The organism is Hydrogenimonas urashimensis, from assembly GCF_016593255.1.
In the GTDB taxonomy this organism is placed as follows: domain Bacteria; phylum Campylobacterota; class Campylobacteria; order Campylobacterales; family Hydrogenimonadaceae; genus Hydrogenimonas; species Hydrogenimonas urashimensis.
Window position 1 is genome coordinate 740,353 of sequence record NZ_AP023212.1, and the last position, 17,106, is coordinate 757,458.

Below are 17,106 nucleotides of genomic sequence, written 5' to 3' on the forward strand. Positions count from 1 at the left end.
TACAAAGGGAGAATTTTATGCCTTCGATAGAGAAAATCGCCGACGTTATCCGAAAAAGCTGCGAAGAGATCGACAAATCCTTTACGGAAGAGAAGGGACGCGAAGCCAAAGAGAGTGAAATAATCCAGAAGGTGATCAATACCTTCTTCGACGAACTGAAAAGATCGGGGTTTTCGATGGATCTGGAAGAATTCATCGAGAACAGAATGGAAAAGAAATCGAAGCAGTGCCTCGATATCGCCAAAGAAAGCATCGACACCTTCAAAAAGACCAACAACACTCTCAAAGAGATCACCGATACGCATACGATCCAGATCGAACAGATCGCAGAAGAGACCAAAGAGATCGATGTCAATACTTTCAAAAGACGGTTCCAAGCTTTCCAGCAGGATCTTCTCGAAGAGCTGGAACAGGCCAACGACATCATCAAACATCTCGAAAACGAGATCGTCGAACTGCAGAAACAGTCCAACATCGATCCCCTGACAAAACTCTTCAACCGCAAAGCGCTCGAAATCGACAGCAGGGAGCTTCTCAAACACACCAACGAACGCAATCTCAACATCGTCGCAATGATGATCGACGCGGACGACTTCAAAAAAGTCAACGACACTTTCGGCCATATCGCCGGCGACAAGGTTCTTATTCTTCTGGCGAAACTCTTCAAGTCGACGATCAGGGAGTACGACCGGGCCTACCGCTACGGCGGCGAAGAGTTCCTGATCCTCTTCAACCGTGCGACCATGGAGCAGGCGGTGAAAGTGGCGGAACGGATCATGAACGCGGTACGCAACAACAAGCTGATCTACAAAAACCAGGTCATCCGCATCACTCTTAGCGTGGGACTTACGGAACATCAGAAAGGCGATACACTCGAAAGCATGATCGAGCGGGCCGACGCCGCGGTCTACGAAGCGAAAAAGACAGGAAAAGACAGGCTGGTCATTCGCTGAAATGGAAATGAACTGGTTCGATATCGTCGCAGCCGCGCTGATCGTCCTTATCGGCGTCAAGGGCATCTTCAACGGGCTTGTCAGAGAGCTCTCCGGGCTGGCGGGACTGATCGCGGGCATCTGGCTGGCGTCGCTCTACGCCGACGGTGTCGGACGCTGGCTCGGCACCCATCTTCTGCCCATCGACTCCGTCTCGGCACTCGATTTCATCGGATTTCTGGCCATTCTTACAATCACGTGGCTCTTTTTCATCGTCATGGGAGTCGCCGTCACGAAATTTCTCTCCATCGGTGACTCGGGGGTCGTCGACAGGCTTTTTGGCTTTCTATTCGCTTCGGCAAAAGTTTTCATTATTCTGGGTGTGATCGTTTTCGCGCTTTCCAGGATCGATTTTGTTAGGAAAAACAGCGGCGATTTTCTAAAAAGAAGCCGGCTCTATCCCTATTTCGTCAAAACGGGCGAGGCCATCGTCCACATGGAGCCCGAAGGGAGGGTAAAAAATTCGGAAATTCTAAAAGACGAGGCGGAAAATTTCATCAAAAAAGATACAATACAGACAGAGAAAAAGGACAAGCAAAGCAAAAAAGGCTCCCAATGAAACAAGAGAACCGGGTCGCGACCATACCTCTTATCTCCTACGAGACCCTTTTGGCCCAATTCAAACAGCTTTTACGCTCCAGCCGTCTGAAATTCACCAAGCAGCGCGAAGTGATCCTCTATACTCTCTACACCCATTCCGGCCACTTCACCCCGGAAGAGCTCTATCACCTGATCAAAAAGGAGACTCCGGAGCTCAACACGGGCATCGCGACCGTGTACCGCACCCTCTCGCTCCTGGAGAGCGCGGGCATCGTCACCTCCATCTCCTTCGGCACGCAGGGAAAAAAATATGAACTTGGCGTCAAAGCCCACCATGACCATATCATCTGCACAAATTGTGGTAAAATTCTGGAATTTTTTGACGAGGCGATCGAAAGGAAACAGGAACGGATCGCCAAGGAGGCCGGCTTCATCATGAAAGACCACTCCCTGAAAATTTTCGGTATCTGCCCCGAATGTCAAAAAAGAACAGAGTCATAAATCCCAGCAAAGGAAACACGAGATTGATATTTGACAATCAGTATCAGAAACTGCGTATCGAGAAGGTCCAGAAACTGCGCGAAATGGGGATCAATCCCTATCAGAACCGTGTCGTCAAAGAGTGTACGAACAAAGAGTTCCTCGAAAAGTACGCCTGGCTCAAGGAGAGCGAAGAGAAAGAGGCCCTGAACGAAAGCTGCACCGTCACAGGGCGTATCAAATTCCTGCGCCTGATGGGCAAGGCGGCTTTCGCCAAGATCGAGGACGAAAGCGGCGTGCTGCAGATCTATTTCAGCCGCGACGACCTGGGAGACGAGTGGTTCAAAACCGTCAAAAAGATGGTGGAAGTGGGCGACATCGTCGCCGCCACGGGCTACCCCTTCATCACCCGCACCGGGGAGCTGACCCTGCATGCCAAACGGCTCGAGCTGGTCACCAAGGCGATCACACCACTTCCCGAGAAGTATCACGGTCTTCAGGATATCGAGCTGCGCTATCGCCAGCGCTATCTGGACCTCATCATGAATCCGGAAGTCAAAAAGACCTTCCTGATGCGTTCGAAAATCGTCAGCCTTATCCGCCGTTTCTTCGAAGAGCACGGATTTCTCGAAGTCGAAACACCGATGATGCACCCGATTCCCGGCGGCGCCAACGCCCGACCGTTCATCACCCACCACAACGCGCTCGGGGTCGATCGGTACCTGCGCATCGCGCCGGAACTCTACCTCAAGCGGCTGATCGTAGGCGGCTTCGAAGCGGTTTTCGAAATCAACCGCAATTTCCGGAACGAAGGGATGGATGCGACCCACAACCCCGAATTCACGATGATCGAATTCTACTGGGCCTACCACCGCTACGAGGACCTGATGGAGCTGACGGAAAAGCTTTTCGAGTATCTCTTCAAGGAGCTTGGGCTTCCGACGAAGCTTCCTTACGGCGATCTGGAGATCGACTTCTCCACCCCTTTCAGGCGCATCGCCTACAAGGAAGCACTCGTAAAGATCGGAGGCGTTCCAGAAGAGATTCTAGACGATGAGAATGCCATGCAAAGATATCTGAAAGAGCATGGCGTCGAGGTGGAAGATCATCTGAGCAAAGGGCAGCTCTGGGGCGAACTTTTCGACGCTTTCGTCGAAGAGAAACTGATCAATCCGACTTTCGTCACCCACTTCCCGATCGACATCAGTCCTCTCGCACGCCGAAGCGACGACAATCCGGAGATCGCCGACCGTTTCGAACTCTTTATCGCAGGCAAGGAGATCGCCAACGGTTTCAGCGAGCTCAACGACCCCCTCGACCAGTACGAGCGTTTCAAAGCCCAGGCGGCCCAGAAAGAGAGTGACGACGAAGCGATGCACATGGACGAGGACTACGTCAAGGCACTGGGCTACGGCATGCCTCCGACAGCGGGCGAAGGCATCGGCATCGACCGCCTGGTGATGCTGCTGACCAACCAGCACACGATACGCGACGTCATCCTGTTCCCGGCGATGCGTCCGCTCAAATCGCAGAGCGAAGAAGAGAACAAAGAGGAGAAAGAGGAAGAGAAATGACCATACTGCAACAAAACGATGCCATCGTCTACGACATCATCGAAAAGGAGCTTCGGCGCCAGACCGACCACCTGGAGATGATCGCAAGCGAAAACTTCACGTTTCCCGAAGTGATGGAGGCCCAGGGGAGCGTCTTTACCAACAAGTACGCCGAAGGCTACCCCTACAAACGCTATTATGGCGGATGCGAATATGCCGATGCGATCGAGCAGCTTGCCATCGACCGCGCCAAACTTCTTTTCGGGTGCGAATTCGCCAACGTCCAGCCCCACTCCGGCAGCCAGGCCAACGGCGGTGTCTATGCCGCGCTGCTCAAAGCGGGCGACAAAATCCTGGGGATGGACCTCAGCCACGGCGGCCATCTCACCCACGGTGCAAAAGTGAGCTTTTCTGGGAAAAACTACCAAAGTTTCACCTACGGCGTGGAGATGGACGGACGTATCGACTACGACCGTGTCGCCGACATCGCCCAGATCGTCAAACCCAAACTTATCATCTGCGGCGCCAGCGCCTACGCACGGGAGATCGATTTCGCCAGATTCCGTGAGATCGCCGACAGTGTCGGAGCCCTGCTGATGGCCGACATCGCTCACATTGCGGGACTCGTCGTCGCCGGCGAGCATCCCCACCCCTTCCCCCACTGCGATGTGGTGACATCGACAACCCACAAAACACTGCGCGGACCCCGCGGCGGTCTGATTCTGACCAACGACGAGGATCTGGCCAAAAAGATCAACAGTGCCATTTTCCCGGGAATCCAGGGAGGACCGCTGGTGCATGTGATCGCTGCCAAAGCGGTCGGTTTCGGCAAAAATCTGGCCGATGAGTGGAAAATCTACGCCCGCCAGGTCAAGGCCAATGCCAAAATTCTGGCCGATATCCTGATGGCCCGGGGCTACGATGTGGTCAGCGGGGGCACCGACAACCATCTGGTTCTCGTGAGCTTTCTCGACAAGGATTTCAGCGGCAAAGATGCCGATGCCGCACTCGGCAATGCCGGTATCACCGTCAACAAGAACACGGTTCCCGGCGAAACCCGCAGCCCGTTTGTCACCAGCGGCATCCGTATCGGATCGCCGGCCTTGACGGCACGGGGCATGAAAGAGGCCGAATTCGAAACCATCGCCCATGCCATCTGCGACGTGCTCGACGATATCGGCAACGAAGGGACACAGGCGAAAATCAGGGAAGAGATGACGGCACTCGCGCGACGCTTCGTCATTTACGACCGACCGACCTATTAAGGAGAAACATGTATAATGTCGATACGCAGCTCATCAAATTTGTGACGGATCACTACTATATCCAGCGGCCGAAGATCGTCGAAAAGATCAATTACAACGGACGCATCTTTTACAACAAATTCGAGCGTATCGACGAACCGTTGAACCGCATCGTCATGAACAGGCATGCCGACGGCGAAATCGTGGTGGCTCACGATTTGATCAACCGCTTCGACAAGGTGGAGAATATCGTCTTCGACTACAACGGCAGAAACCCCGAACGCTTCTGGCACAGAGCCCAGCTCATGCTGCGGGAAGAGGGTTTCATCAACTTCACGGCATACGAAACCAAAACGCCGGGTCACCTGCATCTGTATGTCCACAAGGGGCATACGACATTGACGGAAGCCTACCAGCTGGGCCGTCTGCTCTCGACGAAACTGGCCACACGACTTCCCAGGGAGTGGAGAATGTTCCCCACATCCGACCTGCCAAGAGAGTATAATATACTGATTCTCCCCTACCGGCTCTATGCCAAAGAGCGGGGAGCGTCCTGGTCGAAACATATGTAAAGCGCATTGCAAGGAGATAAGTATGGAAGAAAACAACGAGCTCGACAATCTGATCATTCAGACGGAGAAACCCTCCGGACTGAAAAAGCTGCTGCTGGCGGCCGCCCTGCTGCTGCTGGTGCTTATCATCATCATACTTGTCACCAAAAGCCTGATCCAGCCGGAGGAAAAACCGCACGCTTCGATCATCCTGCCGCCCGAGCCGGCGGTTGAGAGCAAACCCGCCGCAAAAGAACCGCTGTTTGAAGAGGTGCCCATCGAAGAGGAGAAACCGGGAAAGGAGCCGGTGGAGAAGGTGATCGAAAACGTCAAGAGCCAGCAGCCGGCGAAAGAGGAGCAGGCTGAAAAAACCGCTCCCGCCCCTGCCCCTGCCGAAGAAGAGGCGACAGTGGAGGAACAAAAGCCCAGAGAAGTCGCTCCGCCTCCCGCCAAACCCGTGGCGGAAAAACCCGAAAGCGCGCCGAAAACCGCGGCGCCGAAGGGAAAATACTTTATCCAGGTGGGTGCCTTTTTCCGCTATCCTCCCAACAAAAAGTTTCTCAAATCGATCGAAAACGAAGGGCTGCACTATCTCATCGTCGAAGGAAAACGGGCAAGCAGACCCTACAAAAAGGTCCTGGTGGGACCCTATCCGACCAAAGCGGCGGCCAGGGCGGACCTGGAGCGGGTGAAGAAGCGTATCAATCAAAACGCCTACATCACGACGAAAAAATAGCGCGATGGTTTTCGTAAAAAAAATACTCTTCGACCAGTTCGCTCCGCCGGCGCTCTATGCCAAGGTCCGCGACCACTTCAAAGAGGATGTCACGATGCTCTTCGAGAGTGTCGGCGGCAGCGAGGAGGGCAACTGGAGTTTCATCTTCGTCGGAGCCAGGGAGCGTCTGGTCTACAGAGAAAACAGGACCACCTATATCGACGAACTGGGCAACACCCACACACCCAAGAGCGATCCTTTCGCTTTTTTGAAATCCTACTACGCAAAGATCGACCAGGAAGCCTACAGGCAAAAGCGTCTTGAAACAGGTCTTGGTTTTCTGGACGGTTTTATCGGCTATATCGGCTACGATATGGTCAAAGTCTTCGAACCGGTTCTCAAACCCTACATGGATGCCCTCGAGGATCGCGACCACATTCCCGATCTTGATATGATCCGCCCCCGTCTCGTGATGGCTTTTTCCCACAAGACGAGCGAACTGAGCCTTATTACCTCCGACGAAGCGACTTATGAGACTTTCGACTCCCTGATCGACCTTATCGAATCGCCCTACGAATACCTGACGATGAAGCCGATCGAACGGAGCGAAGGGGGTGAATTCGCCTTCGACGAAGCGAAATTCCATACAATGGTCGATGACTCCAAAGAGATGATCAGAAGCGGCGATGTCTTTCAGATTCTAATGTCCAACCGCTATACGGAGAAAGCGAAAGTCGACCCTTTCAGTTTCTACCGGATTCTGCGGTCGAAAAACCCCTCTCCCTACCTTTTCCTGCTCGAATTCGAGGATTTCGCCATCGCGGGCAGTTCCCCGGAGGTGATGGTGCGCCTGACCGATGGCAACATTCTGCTGCGTCCCATTGCGGGTACCCGACGCCGCGGCCGCACTCTCGATGACGACAAACGGATGGAGGAGGAGATGCTGAGCGACCCCAAAGAGCGGGCCGAGCATATCATGCTGGTGGACCTGGGGCGAAATGATGTCGGCCGCGTCGCCAAGGCGGGCACCGTCAAAGTCACCGCCCTGATGCGGGTGGAGCGTTACAGCCACGTCATGCACATGGTCAGCGATGTGGAAGCCAAAATCGACGAGGGCAAAGACATGTTCGACCTCTTCGCCGCCACCTTCACCGCCGGCACGATGACGGGTGCGCCGAAAATCCGCGCCATGGAGCTCATCGCCGAATTTGAGGGGATCAAACGGGGCTTCTACAGCGGCAGTGTGGGCTATTTTGGATTCGACGGCAACATGGACAGCTCCATCACTATCCGTACCGCCCTCGTCAAACCGGATGAAATCGTCCTGCAGGCCGGCGCCGGCGTCGTCGCCGACAGCAGACCCGAGCTTGAGTATCTGGAAGTGAAAAACAAACTGGCGGCACTGCGGAGCACCCTCGACGACCTGCGTGTGCCGACAAAAAACTGATGGCCGCGAAAGCGGCTTACGTATGCTTTTGACTTTTCACTCAAAGGAGGTCTCATGCGCCATCTCTTCGCCGTTTTCGGCAACCCGGTCTATCACTCCAAGTCTCCTTTGATGCACAATCTGGCGTTTCGCAAACTGGAGTATCCTGGATGCTACACGCGATGGCTCATCGAAGAGGGGTCGAAACTGCGTGATATTTTTCTCTCCCTGGGATTCAAGGGGGTCAACATCACCGTTCCCCACAAGGAGTGGGCCTTTAAAGCGGCCGATGTGGTGGAGGATTTCGCGGCGGAGGTGCGCGCTGTTAACACACTGGTACTCAGCGACGGAAAACTCTACGGTTACAACACCGACGCGCCCGGCTTCTATCGCGCACTCCGGAAGCTTGGGCGGGTCAAAACGGCGCTGATTATGGGGGCGGGGGGGACGGCCCGGGCTCTGGCGCTTTACCTGCGAAGCCGGGGCATCGACGTGGAAGTGGTCAACCGCTCCCCGGGGCGTCTCGACTGGTTCGAAAAGGAGGGATTCGTCTGCCATACATGGGAGGGGTTCGAAGCCAAAGGACACGATGCCATCATCAATACCACCTCCGCCGGTCTCACCGACGATGCCCTGCCGATGCCCAAACCGCTTCTGGATGCGGCCCTCGCCCACGCAAGATACGCCGTCGATGTCATCTACGGCAGGCAGACCCCTTTTCTTAAAGAGGCGAAACGTCTGAAACTTCCCCATTTCGACGGTTCGGAAATGCTTCTGCAGCAGGGAATCATCGCCTTCGACCACTTCACCGAGCACCGTTACGCGCTGGAGGAGATCGAAACGGCGATGCGGCCGTTTCTGGAATTATAGCGCTCACTTTTAAACTTTCACCCTCTCCTGCAGCGCCCGTGACAGCGAAAGCATGTCGATGTTCTCCAGACTCACGCCGGTGGGTACCCCCTGGGCGATCTTCGTGAAGATCAGGTCGTAGCCGCTCAGCTTCTCTTCGATGAAGAGTATCAGCGCATCGGTGGCGATGCCGGGAGTGAAGGCGAAGATCACCTCCTCGACACCCTCTTCCACCCGGTCGATCAGCCTGCCGCTGTCGAGATGCTCCACCGATTCTATGACGAAGTAGGTCCCGTCGTACTCACCGCTGCTTTCGATCTGCAGAATGTCCTTGGCATGCTCGACGATACAGAGTTTCGTATGATCCCGCGTCATGTCGGCGCAGACAGGGCACAGTTCGTCTTCGCTCATGGCACCGCACCGTTCGCACCGGTGCACGCTCTGTACCGCCTTTTCGATGGCATGGGCGATCTTCATCGCTCCGAAATGGTCTTCCATCACCATATGGTAGGCCATGCGCTGGGCCGATTTCTTCCCGATGGAAGGCAGCGCTTCCAGGGCGTCGACCAGATTTTCGTACGCTTCGATTTTGGCTTTCATGGTTGTGATTTTACCCTAAAACACTCCCTTTCGAGATGGATGATCGCCTCACGAAAAGGAAAAGCCTCCTGGCATTGCAGATATTCGACGATCTGCCGGTCGCTTTCGGAACCGGAGCGCTGAAGTTTCTCGATAAAGCACCCTTTTTCATCCTCGTGTCCGCACTTGTCCAGGAGCAGGAGTTCCCCGCTTTTTGCGACATTGGCCCGATAGTAGTTCAACAGCAGCCAGAAGGCGAGTGCCGGTTCGCTGTAGGTGTCGAGAACCTCTTTGGAAAAATCTTCGAAATCGCTGTATCCGCTCTTTTCGAAAAGGCCGGCGATCAGATCGATCATCGCGTTCAAAGCACGCATCGGCACCGAGTAGAGGATCAGCCTGCCGGCCCGTTCGCCTCCGCTATAGAGGGCTCCGAGATAAAGGCGGACGCCCCGCTCGACCTCGTCGGCGAAGAGCTTGGTACGGATGCCAACCAGGCCGATGTCGCAGAAAGCGTGGCGGGCGCACCCTTTCAGGCAGCCGCTGAAACCGAGTGAGATGCCCAGCCGTCGGCATCTCTCCAGCGCCAAAGACGCGCTGCTCTCTTTCGTATCCATCAGCGAATAGACACAGTACCTCGAACCGGCGCAGGCGAGAATGCCTTCGTAGCGCGGGGCCGAATGATCGAATGGGACATCCGGCGGCAGATCGGGGATGTAGAAGTTCTGGTCGCAGCCGATGCGCACCGTATCCACTCCGTACCTGTCGCATATATGCAAAATCTCCTCGACCTGTGGCGCATCCGTTTCGCCGAATCGGGTCGTGTACCGGTGGGCGTAGAGACCGTTTTTAAGACGCACCCTCCGCTCCTGTCGCCCTTTTTTCATAAGGCTCTCCCCCGCTCCTTCGAGAAGACCACGGTACCGTTCGGCAATCTTTAGCCGCAGCGTTTCGATGCCGATCGATTCGATCATGTGAAAGAGACGGGCACGTGAACGGCTCTCCCGGGGGCCCTCCTCTTTGTATATCTTGGCGACCGTGCGAAAGAGCGCCACGGTTTCGGCAGGCGTGACGAAGATATCAAGGGGGCACGCCGTGTGCGAATTCTTTCCGCCGGCATAGAGATTGAAGCCGTAGACCCCATCTTTTTTCGCCAATGCGAAATAAAGATCGTTTCCGAAAAAAGAGAGGCTCTGGGAGAGTCTGCCGCTGATGGCGGTGTTGAATTTGCGGGGAATCATCCCCACATACTCCGGCTTTTTCAGAAAACTCTCCTGCATCGCCAGCACGAGCCCGTAGACCTCCATGACCGCATCTTCGGCAATGCCGTCAAGGGGGTCGGTGACGATGTTGCGGAAGTTGTCGGTGAAGGTCTGCCAGGCGGTCATGCCGAAATCCTCGATTTTCCGGGCGGCTTCGAGCGCCGAATGGTAGTCAAGACCGTGAAGTTCGAGCTGTGCCCGGGAGGTGACGATCATCTTCGCGTCGGCCGACCGGGCCATACGGTAGATTCTCTCGAAACTCTCCACGCCGATGCGGCCCGCGGGCACGCGTATGCGGAGAGTGAAAGTTTCCGGTGCCAGTTTATGGTTGAAGATACCGAAATTCTTCAGGTAGAAACGGTCCGATTCATCCAGATGCGTCGGATCGAGTTCCGTAAGTTTTTCGTAGAACTCGACCGGTTTGAGTTGTCGTTTCAGTTTTTCTATTTTGTTGAGTTTTTTCTGTTCCATTTCAATGGCGATTATACTCCACGTAAACTCCCCGGCGGCTGAAATTTTCGCTTTGGGCCAAATTATGGTAAAATCGCGCGCAGAAACGCCGCATTTTCAATCTTCACGACATAGTATCAGGAGCACTTTTTTGGCTGAATTGGATTATTACGAAATACTCGAAATCGAACGCACCGCATCCCAGGAGGCGATCAAGAAAGCCTACCGGAAAATGGCACTCAAATACCATCCTGACCGCAATCCGGACGACAGGGAGGCGGAAGAGAAATTCAAACTGGTCAACGAAGCCTACCAGGTCCTCAGCGACGAACAGAAGCGCGCCGTCTACGACCGCTACGGCAAAGCGGGACTCGAAGGACAGGGATTCCACGGATTCGAAGGGCAGAGCTACGAAGACATCATGGACGATCTTTCGGCCATCTTCGAATCGGTCTTCGGCGGCGGATTCACCGGCCGGAGGGCGAGCCGGGGGGCCGGGGAGAAATACAACCTCGACCTCTCCGCCCAGATGGAGATCAGTTTCAAAGAGGCTATCTTCGGTGCCAAGAAAGAGCTCAAGTACCGCTACAAGAAACCGTGCGAAGCCTGCAAAGGAACCGGAGCGAAAAACGGCGAGGTCAAAGAGTGCGAATACTGCAACGGTCAGGGACAGGTCTATATGCGCCAGGGATTCATGACATTCGCGCAGACCTGCCCCCAATGTCACGGCAGCGGCAAAACCATCAAAGAGAAGTGCGCGGCATGCGCCGGACGCGGCTACGAAGAGGTCGAGACGACGATCACCGTCGATATTCCCGAGGGAGTGGACGACGGCAATCGGCTCCGTATACCCAATGCCGGGAATGTGTCGATCGACGGACGGCGGGGTGACCTCTATATCACCTTTTATGTGGAGGAGGACGAGCACTTCATCCGCCACGGCGACGACATCTATCTGGAGGTGCCTGTCTTTTTCACCCAGGCGGTCCTGGGGGATACGATCGAAATTCCTACGCTCCGGGGCAAAAAAGAGCTGCGGCTGCCCCAGGGTGCCAAGGACAAGCAGCAGTTCGTTTTCCGCGGCGAGGGTGTCCGCAACGTCCACAGCGGGCAACTGGGCAACCTGATCGCCCAAATCCGAATCGTCTATCCGAAATCACTGAACGACCACCAGAAGGAGCTGCTTAGAGAGCTTCAGGAGAGTTTCGGCATCGAGAGCAAACCCCACGAAAGCATGTTCGAATCGGCTTTCGACAAAATCAAGGGATGGTTCAAGAAGTAACCGGGCGGCAGAACCCATCTTATGGATACCTGTGCCCGGCAGAAATGAGGCGCTTAGTCGGCCAGGTAGTACTCGATCGTCGAAACGACCCGCACCTTCTTGATATAGGGCGTGTTCTTGTCGCGGTTTGTGATGGAAAACTGCCCCTGCCGCGCTTTTTTGATTTTTCCAAGCCGGCTTTGGGAATCTTTCGCGAACTTCTGTGCCACTTTTCTCGCGTTGCGCGTCGCCTCTTCTATCATCTCCGGCTTGACACTGTTTAGCTTCGTGAAAAGATACTCCGTCCTGTTTCCGTACTCGTTGCGTTCGAAAACAATCCCCTTCTTTCCCAGCTGCGTCAGCGCCTGCATCGATTCCCGCACCTTTTTGACCCTGGGAGTATAGACCGTGATGCTCTGGCGCGCCACGTAACGGAATTTCACCCGCTGCTCTCCTCCGTACTCCTGCGCCAGTTTGTCGGTGATGGCGGGGCCGTTGATCGTTATTTCATTCCTTTCAAATCCCGCGTTTTCAAGGAAGGCGACGATCTCTTTTTTGTCTTTTTCCATGCTCTCGTAAAGTGCGGCGAGGTCATTGTCTGCCCGTGTGAATGTGATCGGCCAGAGGGCGATGTCGGCGGGATATTCTCTTTCCGAAAGCCCTTTGACCGTCACGCTCCGTTCGAAGGATTTGAACCTTACAATACTCTCACCCAGCAGATACCCCAGCGACGAGAGCCCTACGATGATTGAAAGACCAAGAACCAGCGACTCTTTCATTCGCATCTTTTTCTCCTACTCGTTTCTTCGTTTGCGGATTTTGGTCCGTTTGTAACCGGTTTGATGGAGAAACGTATTGGGGTCTTCGTCTTCTTGGTTTGTGTAGTAGACATCGCCCTGGGGCGTTTTCCAGCGGTGCCTGAAAGCGTCGGTGTCGAGTTCCACTTCGCCGGTATGGGGATTGACATACTCCTCCTGTCCTGTCAGAACGAGAAAATTGTCGTTCATGATCTCCTCTTTGTTGATGCGGGTTTTTCGGAGAATTTCCTGGTCTATCTGCCGAATACGGTCGTAAATCTTCATGACGATGCGGGCGCGCTCTTTCTGTCCATGCGCCTCCTTGAGAATCCAGTCGGGATTGAAGCGGATGGAAAAACGCATGATATCCATCACCGGCTTCCAGCGGTCGAAAGATTTGACGGGAGCACGGAACGAGAGCGTGCGTGTATTCTTCCAGGTCATGGCCCCCCGCATGTCGACGATGCCCGTCATCATGATTTCGCGGAAACGTGTCCCGCCTTCCGTGTACTCGAAAACGCCGCCTGCCGCGTCGCTGGTGAATGTCGCCTGGGGCATGCCCGCGGAGGCCAGCAGTCTGTTCATATAGGCCAGCCCACGGTCGATCGCGAGTTTCTCCCCCGGCAGAGGGCGGAGCTTGAGAATCCTGACGTTCGCGGCGCGGGGATGGTAATAGGCGAAAAGAGCCTTCAGGAAGGTTTTGGCATCCATGATCTGCTTCACTTCCGCTCCCTGGTAGTTGCTGCCGGGCGGGAAGAAACCGCCCCCGATACCGAGATGGGCATAGACGATATCGGGGTAGATATGAAACGCCACCGTTGCTTTTTTGTCACTCTTGTAAAGAAGGTCGCATTTGGCTTCCATCGCGTTCAGTGGACCGCCTGCCTGAAGGGCATTGACACGAAAAATACCCCCCTCATGCTGCCATCCTTTCGGAACCAGTATCGAAAAGGCCCTCTCGCGTGGCTCATACACCCTTTTGAACGCCACTCCTTCGTATCCGTAAAGAGCCGCGGGAATGCAAAAGAGGATCGCCAAAAGGAGCGTAAGCGCGAAGCGCCTCTCTTTTTCTTTCATCATCTTCTCCTTTCCGACACTCCCGGCGTGTCTGAAACCCCCTATGGGACTATTGTATCGAAAACGGTGTCAGAGGAGGGTTAGGTAAAGAGGGGTGCATGAAAGGCGACAGTGCGAAAGCCCCGCGCAGGGCTTTTGGGCAAAGTTACCTGTTCGCACGGTTTAGAGGCAGAAGTTCACGCTTTCGGTAAGCCAACAGGATTGTCGCGGCTACCACGGCGGCGACGTAGTAGACAAATGTCGGAATCGGCACCGGGTCGCCTTTGGCGTAGGAGTGCATACCGCTAAGATAGTAGTTGACGCCGAAGTAGGTCATGATGACGGAGCTGAAGGCGAGCAGGGAAGCGACATTGAAAGCGAAGACGCCCCGCATCGATTTGACAAATCGCAGATGCACGACGGCAGCGTAGACCAGAATCGTTACCAGCGCCCATGTCTCTTTCGGGTCCCATCCCCAGTAGCGGCCCCAGCTTTCGTTGGCCCAGACACCGCCCAGGAAGTTGCCCACCGTCAGAAGCGCCAGTCCGGCGATGAGAGCCATCTCGTTGATGTGGGTCAGTTCGCGAATCGAGTATTCGATGTCGGCACGGTTTTCGCCGTGCCTAATGATGTAGAGCCACAGCGTGATGAAACCAAGAAGCGCGCCAAGCCCCAGGAAACCGTAACTCGCCGTAATCACCGCCACGTGGATCATGAGCCAGTAGGATTTGAGAACCGGAACAAGGTTGGTGATCTCGGGATCGAGCCAGTTGAGGTGGGCGACGAAGAGTATGAGGCCCGCAAGAATCGCCGTAGCCGCCAGCGTGATCGGAGAGCGCTTCGAAAAGATGAATCCCGCCAGCAGTGTCGCCCATCCGATGTAGAGCATCGATTCGTACCCGTTGCTCCAGGGAGCGTGTCCGGCGATATACCAGCGCAGTCCGAGGGCAGCGGTCTGGATGAAAAAGCCGGCAATCAGAATGGCCATGCCGATGCGCACCGCCCATTTGAGGTTGAACTTCGGCTTGATGATATGCCCGATGGCAAGAAACAGAAGCGCCAGACCCACCAGAAGATAGACGGGAACCAGCCTCTGGAACGGTTTTGTCCGGTTCATGAGAAGTTCCGCATCGATCCGGCCCTGTTCGGGGATGATCGCCGCCCCGTAGAAATTCTGATACTGCCGTATCACCTCCAGCGCCTTGTCCGCCTTCGTCCAGTTCCCCTCCTTCAGTGCCGTATCGACGTTGCTGAAGTAGTTGGCGAGGATCGCCTGCACGAATTTCCCGCTCTTTTCGTCGAAATGTTTGATCGCGTCAATCGGCGCGTACCAGCGGCCCGTTTTGTCTTGCGGGTTGGGGAAGATCCGGAGCATGGAGCCTGTAAAAGTCATGTACATCACATTGACCCGTTCGTCGACTTTGAGAAGCTCCTTGTCCAATACGCTGCGCTCCGCGGGGCGTTTGCGCGTGATCTCTTCGACCCGCTGCGCCAGTTTGTAGCCCTCTTTCCTGTCGAAATCGAAGAAATCGTCGAAGGTGGCGTATTTCGCCTTGGGGTCGATACCGAGAATTTCGTTGATTCCCGGATGGGAGACTTTGATCATCGGAACTTTCTGCCACTGATCGGGACGGACGATCATTCCCAGGAAAACCTGGTCGGCATCGAGTCCGAAACGTACCTCTTTGCGACTCACCTTGCGAAGAACCTCTCTTGCCAGAGTATCGATCGGTTCGATACGCCCGCCGTTGTCCTGCACAAGAAGCCTGCCAAATTCATGGGCATGGGCTTTCTGGATGAGAGGGAGTCCCAGTTTTTTCGCTTCCGCAAACTCGTCCGCATGAAGCGGGAGCGCAAGAGAGCCCACGAGAGCGAAAACCGCCAGGGCAGGCGCGCACTTTTCGGCCATTTTCTGCAGGTCCCGCGCCCTGCGCATCAGATTCTGGAACCTGCTCGAATAGGTGAGCATCGAACCGAACATCCCGATCGCCAGCAGCAGATACCCCAGATAGGTGGGCCAGGTACCGGGGTCGTGGTTGACAGAGAGAATCGTCCCCTTCTCGTCCATGTCGTAGGAAGACTGGAAAAAGCGGTAGCCGCGATAGTCCAGAACATGGTTCATATAGATTCGAAAAGGCATCTCGACCTTCTTTTCCGGATCGATGACGACCACCTCACTGGCGTAGGAGGAGGGACTCATGGAGCCTGGGTAGCGTTCCAGCTGGAAATCGACCAGTTTCAGCGCAAATGGCAGCTTTATGACGCGGGAGCCGTAACTAAGAGCGACATCCCACCCTTTTAGCCGCACATGCGCCTCTTCGCCGGGTTCTCCTTTGGTTCCGTACAGCGTGACCTTTTTTGATGCATCTCCCATCGCCACATTGAGTTCCACGACATCGAGAGAGCGGCGCATTGCCGGGGATCTGCCTTCTGCTGCACTCTCGATGACCACTTTGGCATGGGGAAGCGCCTCCTTGATGACGAAATTGATGCCCGAGCCGCTGTAGAGATAGCGGGTCTGAAGCTCTCTGTCGCCCCGTTCGAGTATGCCCGAGCTTTTGTCATCCATTTTCAGATACTGCAGCGCGAAAGGGAGTTTGGCCACCAGCTTTCCGTCGGAGAAACCGATTCTGATGACGGGCTTGGCACTCTGGACATCGCTTTCGAAGGCGATGACGAATGCGGGTGTTTCGTAATTTTCCCCCGCTTTGAGCGTCACCTGCGTGGGGGTATCGCCCGATGCGACCATCATCGTGATGATGGCGCCACCCTTCGCATCCGCGACAATTTTTTCCACCGCGTCGGGGATATATCTTAAAACCTCGATCGTCAGGGTGTCGCCGTCGAGCCGTATCGACTGCTTCATGCGATTGCTGCCGATTTTGGAGAAGAGAACCGGTTTCGCGTAGGTCAGATGTTTTCCCTCTTTCGCGGCGTCGACCTGGATGAAGGTGCGGTCGGTGACCAGCTCGTTGCTTGTCGCCCCTTCCCGGATATGCATGATCCCCTCGTACCCCACATACCGGGTGATCGCCGCTCCGATTAGGATGATGATGAATGCGGCGTGAAAGATGAAAATAAGCGTTTTGCCGGGACGCCACATGCGGTACCGGACGATATTGGCCACGAGATTGATAGCGAGAAACAGAAGAAGGAGTTCGAACCATTTGGCGTTGTAGACGAGCGCTTTGGCGGTCTGCGTGCCGTAGTCGTTCTCTATGAAGGTCGCGGCCCCGATGGCGAAAGCGAAGATGAGCATCATGATGATGGCGCTGTGCATCGAGAGCAGATAGTCCGTTATTTTTTTCATAGGTGAAACTCCGGCAAGATCAGATACCGACGCGTGCGCTCCGC

General features: G+C 55.0%; 15 protein-coding genes. 10 read left to right on the forward strand and 5 right to left on the reverse strand.

The window, feature by feature from the left end; translation table 11 throughout:
* Positions 1-17 precede the first annotated feature (17 nt).
* The 9 genes from JMG82_RS03665 to JMG82_RS03705 are packed head-to-tail and all read left to right on the forward strand — an operon-like array spanning position 18 to position 8,371.
* The gene (locus tag JMG82_RS03665; protein ID WP_201353583.1) at positions 18-953 is read left to right on the forward strand and encodes a GGDEF domain-containing protein; all 936 of its coding nucleotides are present in this window, start codon (positions 18-20) and stop codon (positions 951-953) included.
* Between the two features lie 7 nt (positions 954-960).
* On the forward strand, positions 961-1,551 hold the full coding sequence (locus JMG82_RS03670) for a CvpA family protein (protein ID WP_201353584.1): 591 nt from the start codon (positions 961-963) through the stop codon (positions 1,549-1,551).
* Positions 1,548-2,033, forward strand: coding sequence for a Fur family transcriptional regulator (locus JMG82_RS03675; RefSeq protein ID WP_201353585.1), 486 nt, complete (start codon positions 1,548-1,550; stop codon positions 2,031-2,033). The genes JMG82_RS03670 and JMG82_RS03675 overlap by 4 nt, the downstream gene beginning before the upstream one ends.
* A 23-nt stretch (positions 2,034-2,056) precedes the next feature.
* Positions 2,057-3,586, forward strand: coding sequence for a lysine--tRNA ligase (gene lysS, locus JMG82_RS03680; RefSeq protein WP_201353586.1), 1,530 nt, complete (start codon positions 2,057-2,059; stop codon positions 3,584-3,586).
* On the forward strand, positions 3,583-4,830 hold the full coding sequence (locus tag JMG82_RS03685) for a serine hydroxymethyltransferase (RefSeq protein WP_201353587.1): 1,248 nt from the start codon (positions 3,583-3,585) through the stop codon (positions 4,828-4,830). The genes lysS and JMG82_RS03685 overlap by 4 nt, the downstream gene beginning before the upstream one ends.
* Before the next feature lie 8 nt (positions 4,831-4,838).
* A complete protein-coding gene (locus tag JMG82_RS03690) occupies positions 4,839-5,381 on the forward strand; it encodes a DUF1882 domain-containing protein (protein ID WP_201353588.1) in 543 nt (180 codons plus the stop codon).
* Positions 5,382-5,403: 22 nt separating this feature from the next.
* Positions 5,404-6,096 carry an SPOR domain-containing protein gene (locus JMG82_RS03695; RefSeq protein WP_201353589.1) on the forward strand — a complete coding sequence of 231 codons (693 nt, stop codon included), beginning with the start codon at positions 5,404-5,406 and terminating at the stop codon, positions 6,094-6,096.
* Between the two features lie 4 nt (positions 6,097-6,100).
* A complete protein-coding gene (locus JMG82_RS03700; protein WP_201353590.1) occupies positions 6,101-7,522 on the forward strand; it encodes an anthranilate synthase component I family protein in 1,422 nt (473 codons plus the stop codon).
* 54 nt (positions 7,523-7,576) lie between these two features.
* A complete protein-coding gene (locus tag JMG82_RS03705; protein ID WP_201353591.1) occupies positions 7,577-8,371 on the forward strand; it encodes a shikimate dehydrogenase in 795 nt (264 codons plus the stop codon).
* A gap of 9 nt (positions 8,372-8,380) precedes the next feature.
* Here the strand turns inward: JMG82_RS03705 and recR are convergent, their stop codons facing one another.
* Both recR and JMG82_RS03715 read right to left on the reverse strand, forming a co-directional pair.
* The gene (recR, locus tag JMG82_RS03710) at positions 8,381-8,950 is read right to left on the reverse strand and encodes a recombination mediator RecR (RefSeq protein ID WP_201353592.1); all 570 of its coding nucleotides are present in this window, start codon (positions 8,948-8,950) and stop codon (positions 8,381-8,383) included.
* On the reverse strand, positions 8,947-10,659 hold the full coding sequence (locus JMG82_RS03715; protein ID WP_201353593.1) for a nitrite/sulfite reductase: 1,713 nt from the start codon (positions 10,657-10,659) through the stop codon (positions 8,947-8,949). The genes recR and JMG82_RS03715 overlap by 4 nt, the downstream gene beginning before the upstream one ends.
* Positions 10,660-10,789: 130 nt before the next feature.
* On the opposite strand from JMG82_RS03715, the gene dnaJ reads away from it, so the two are divergent.
* Positions 10,790-11,920 carry a molecular chaperone DnaJ gene (gene dnaJ / locus JMG82_RS03720; protein ID WP_201353594.1) on the forward strand — a complete coding sequence of 377 codons (1,131 nt, stop codon included), beginning with the start codon at positions 10,790-10,792 and terminating at the stop codon, positions 11,918-11,920.
* A 53-nt stretch (positions 11,921-11,973) separates the two neighbouring features.
* On the opposite strand, the gene JMG82_RS03725 is transcribed toward dnaJ, so the two are convergent.
* The 3 genes from JMG82_RS03725 to JMG82_RS03735 all read right to left on the reverse strand — a co-directional run bounded on the left by JMG82_RS03725 (position 11,974) and on the right by JMG82_RS03735 (position 17,062).
* The gene (locus tag JMG82_RS03725; RefSeq protein ID WP_201353595.1) at positions 11,974-12,684 is read right to left on the reverse strand and encodes an SIMPL domain-containing protein; all 711 of its coding nucleotides are present in this window, start codon (positions 12,682-12,684) and stop codon (positions 11,974-11,976) included.
* A 9-nt stretch (positions 12,685-12,693) separates the two neighbouring features.
* Positions 12,694-13,773, reverse strand: a complete 1,080-nt coding sequence (locus JMG82_RS03730) for a hypothetical protein (protein WP_201353596.1) — start codon at positions 13,771-13,773, stop codon at positions 12,694-12,696.
* 145 nt (positions 13,774-13,918) lie between these two features.
* The gene (locus JMG82_RS03735) at positions 13,919-17,062 is read right to left on the reverse strand and encodes a cytochrome c biogenesis protein (protein WP_201353597.1); all 3,144 of its coding nucleotides are present in this window, start codon (positions 17,060-17,062) and stop codon (positions 13,919-13,921) included.
* Positions 17,063-17,106: the final 44 nt, after the last annotated feature.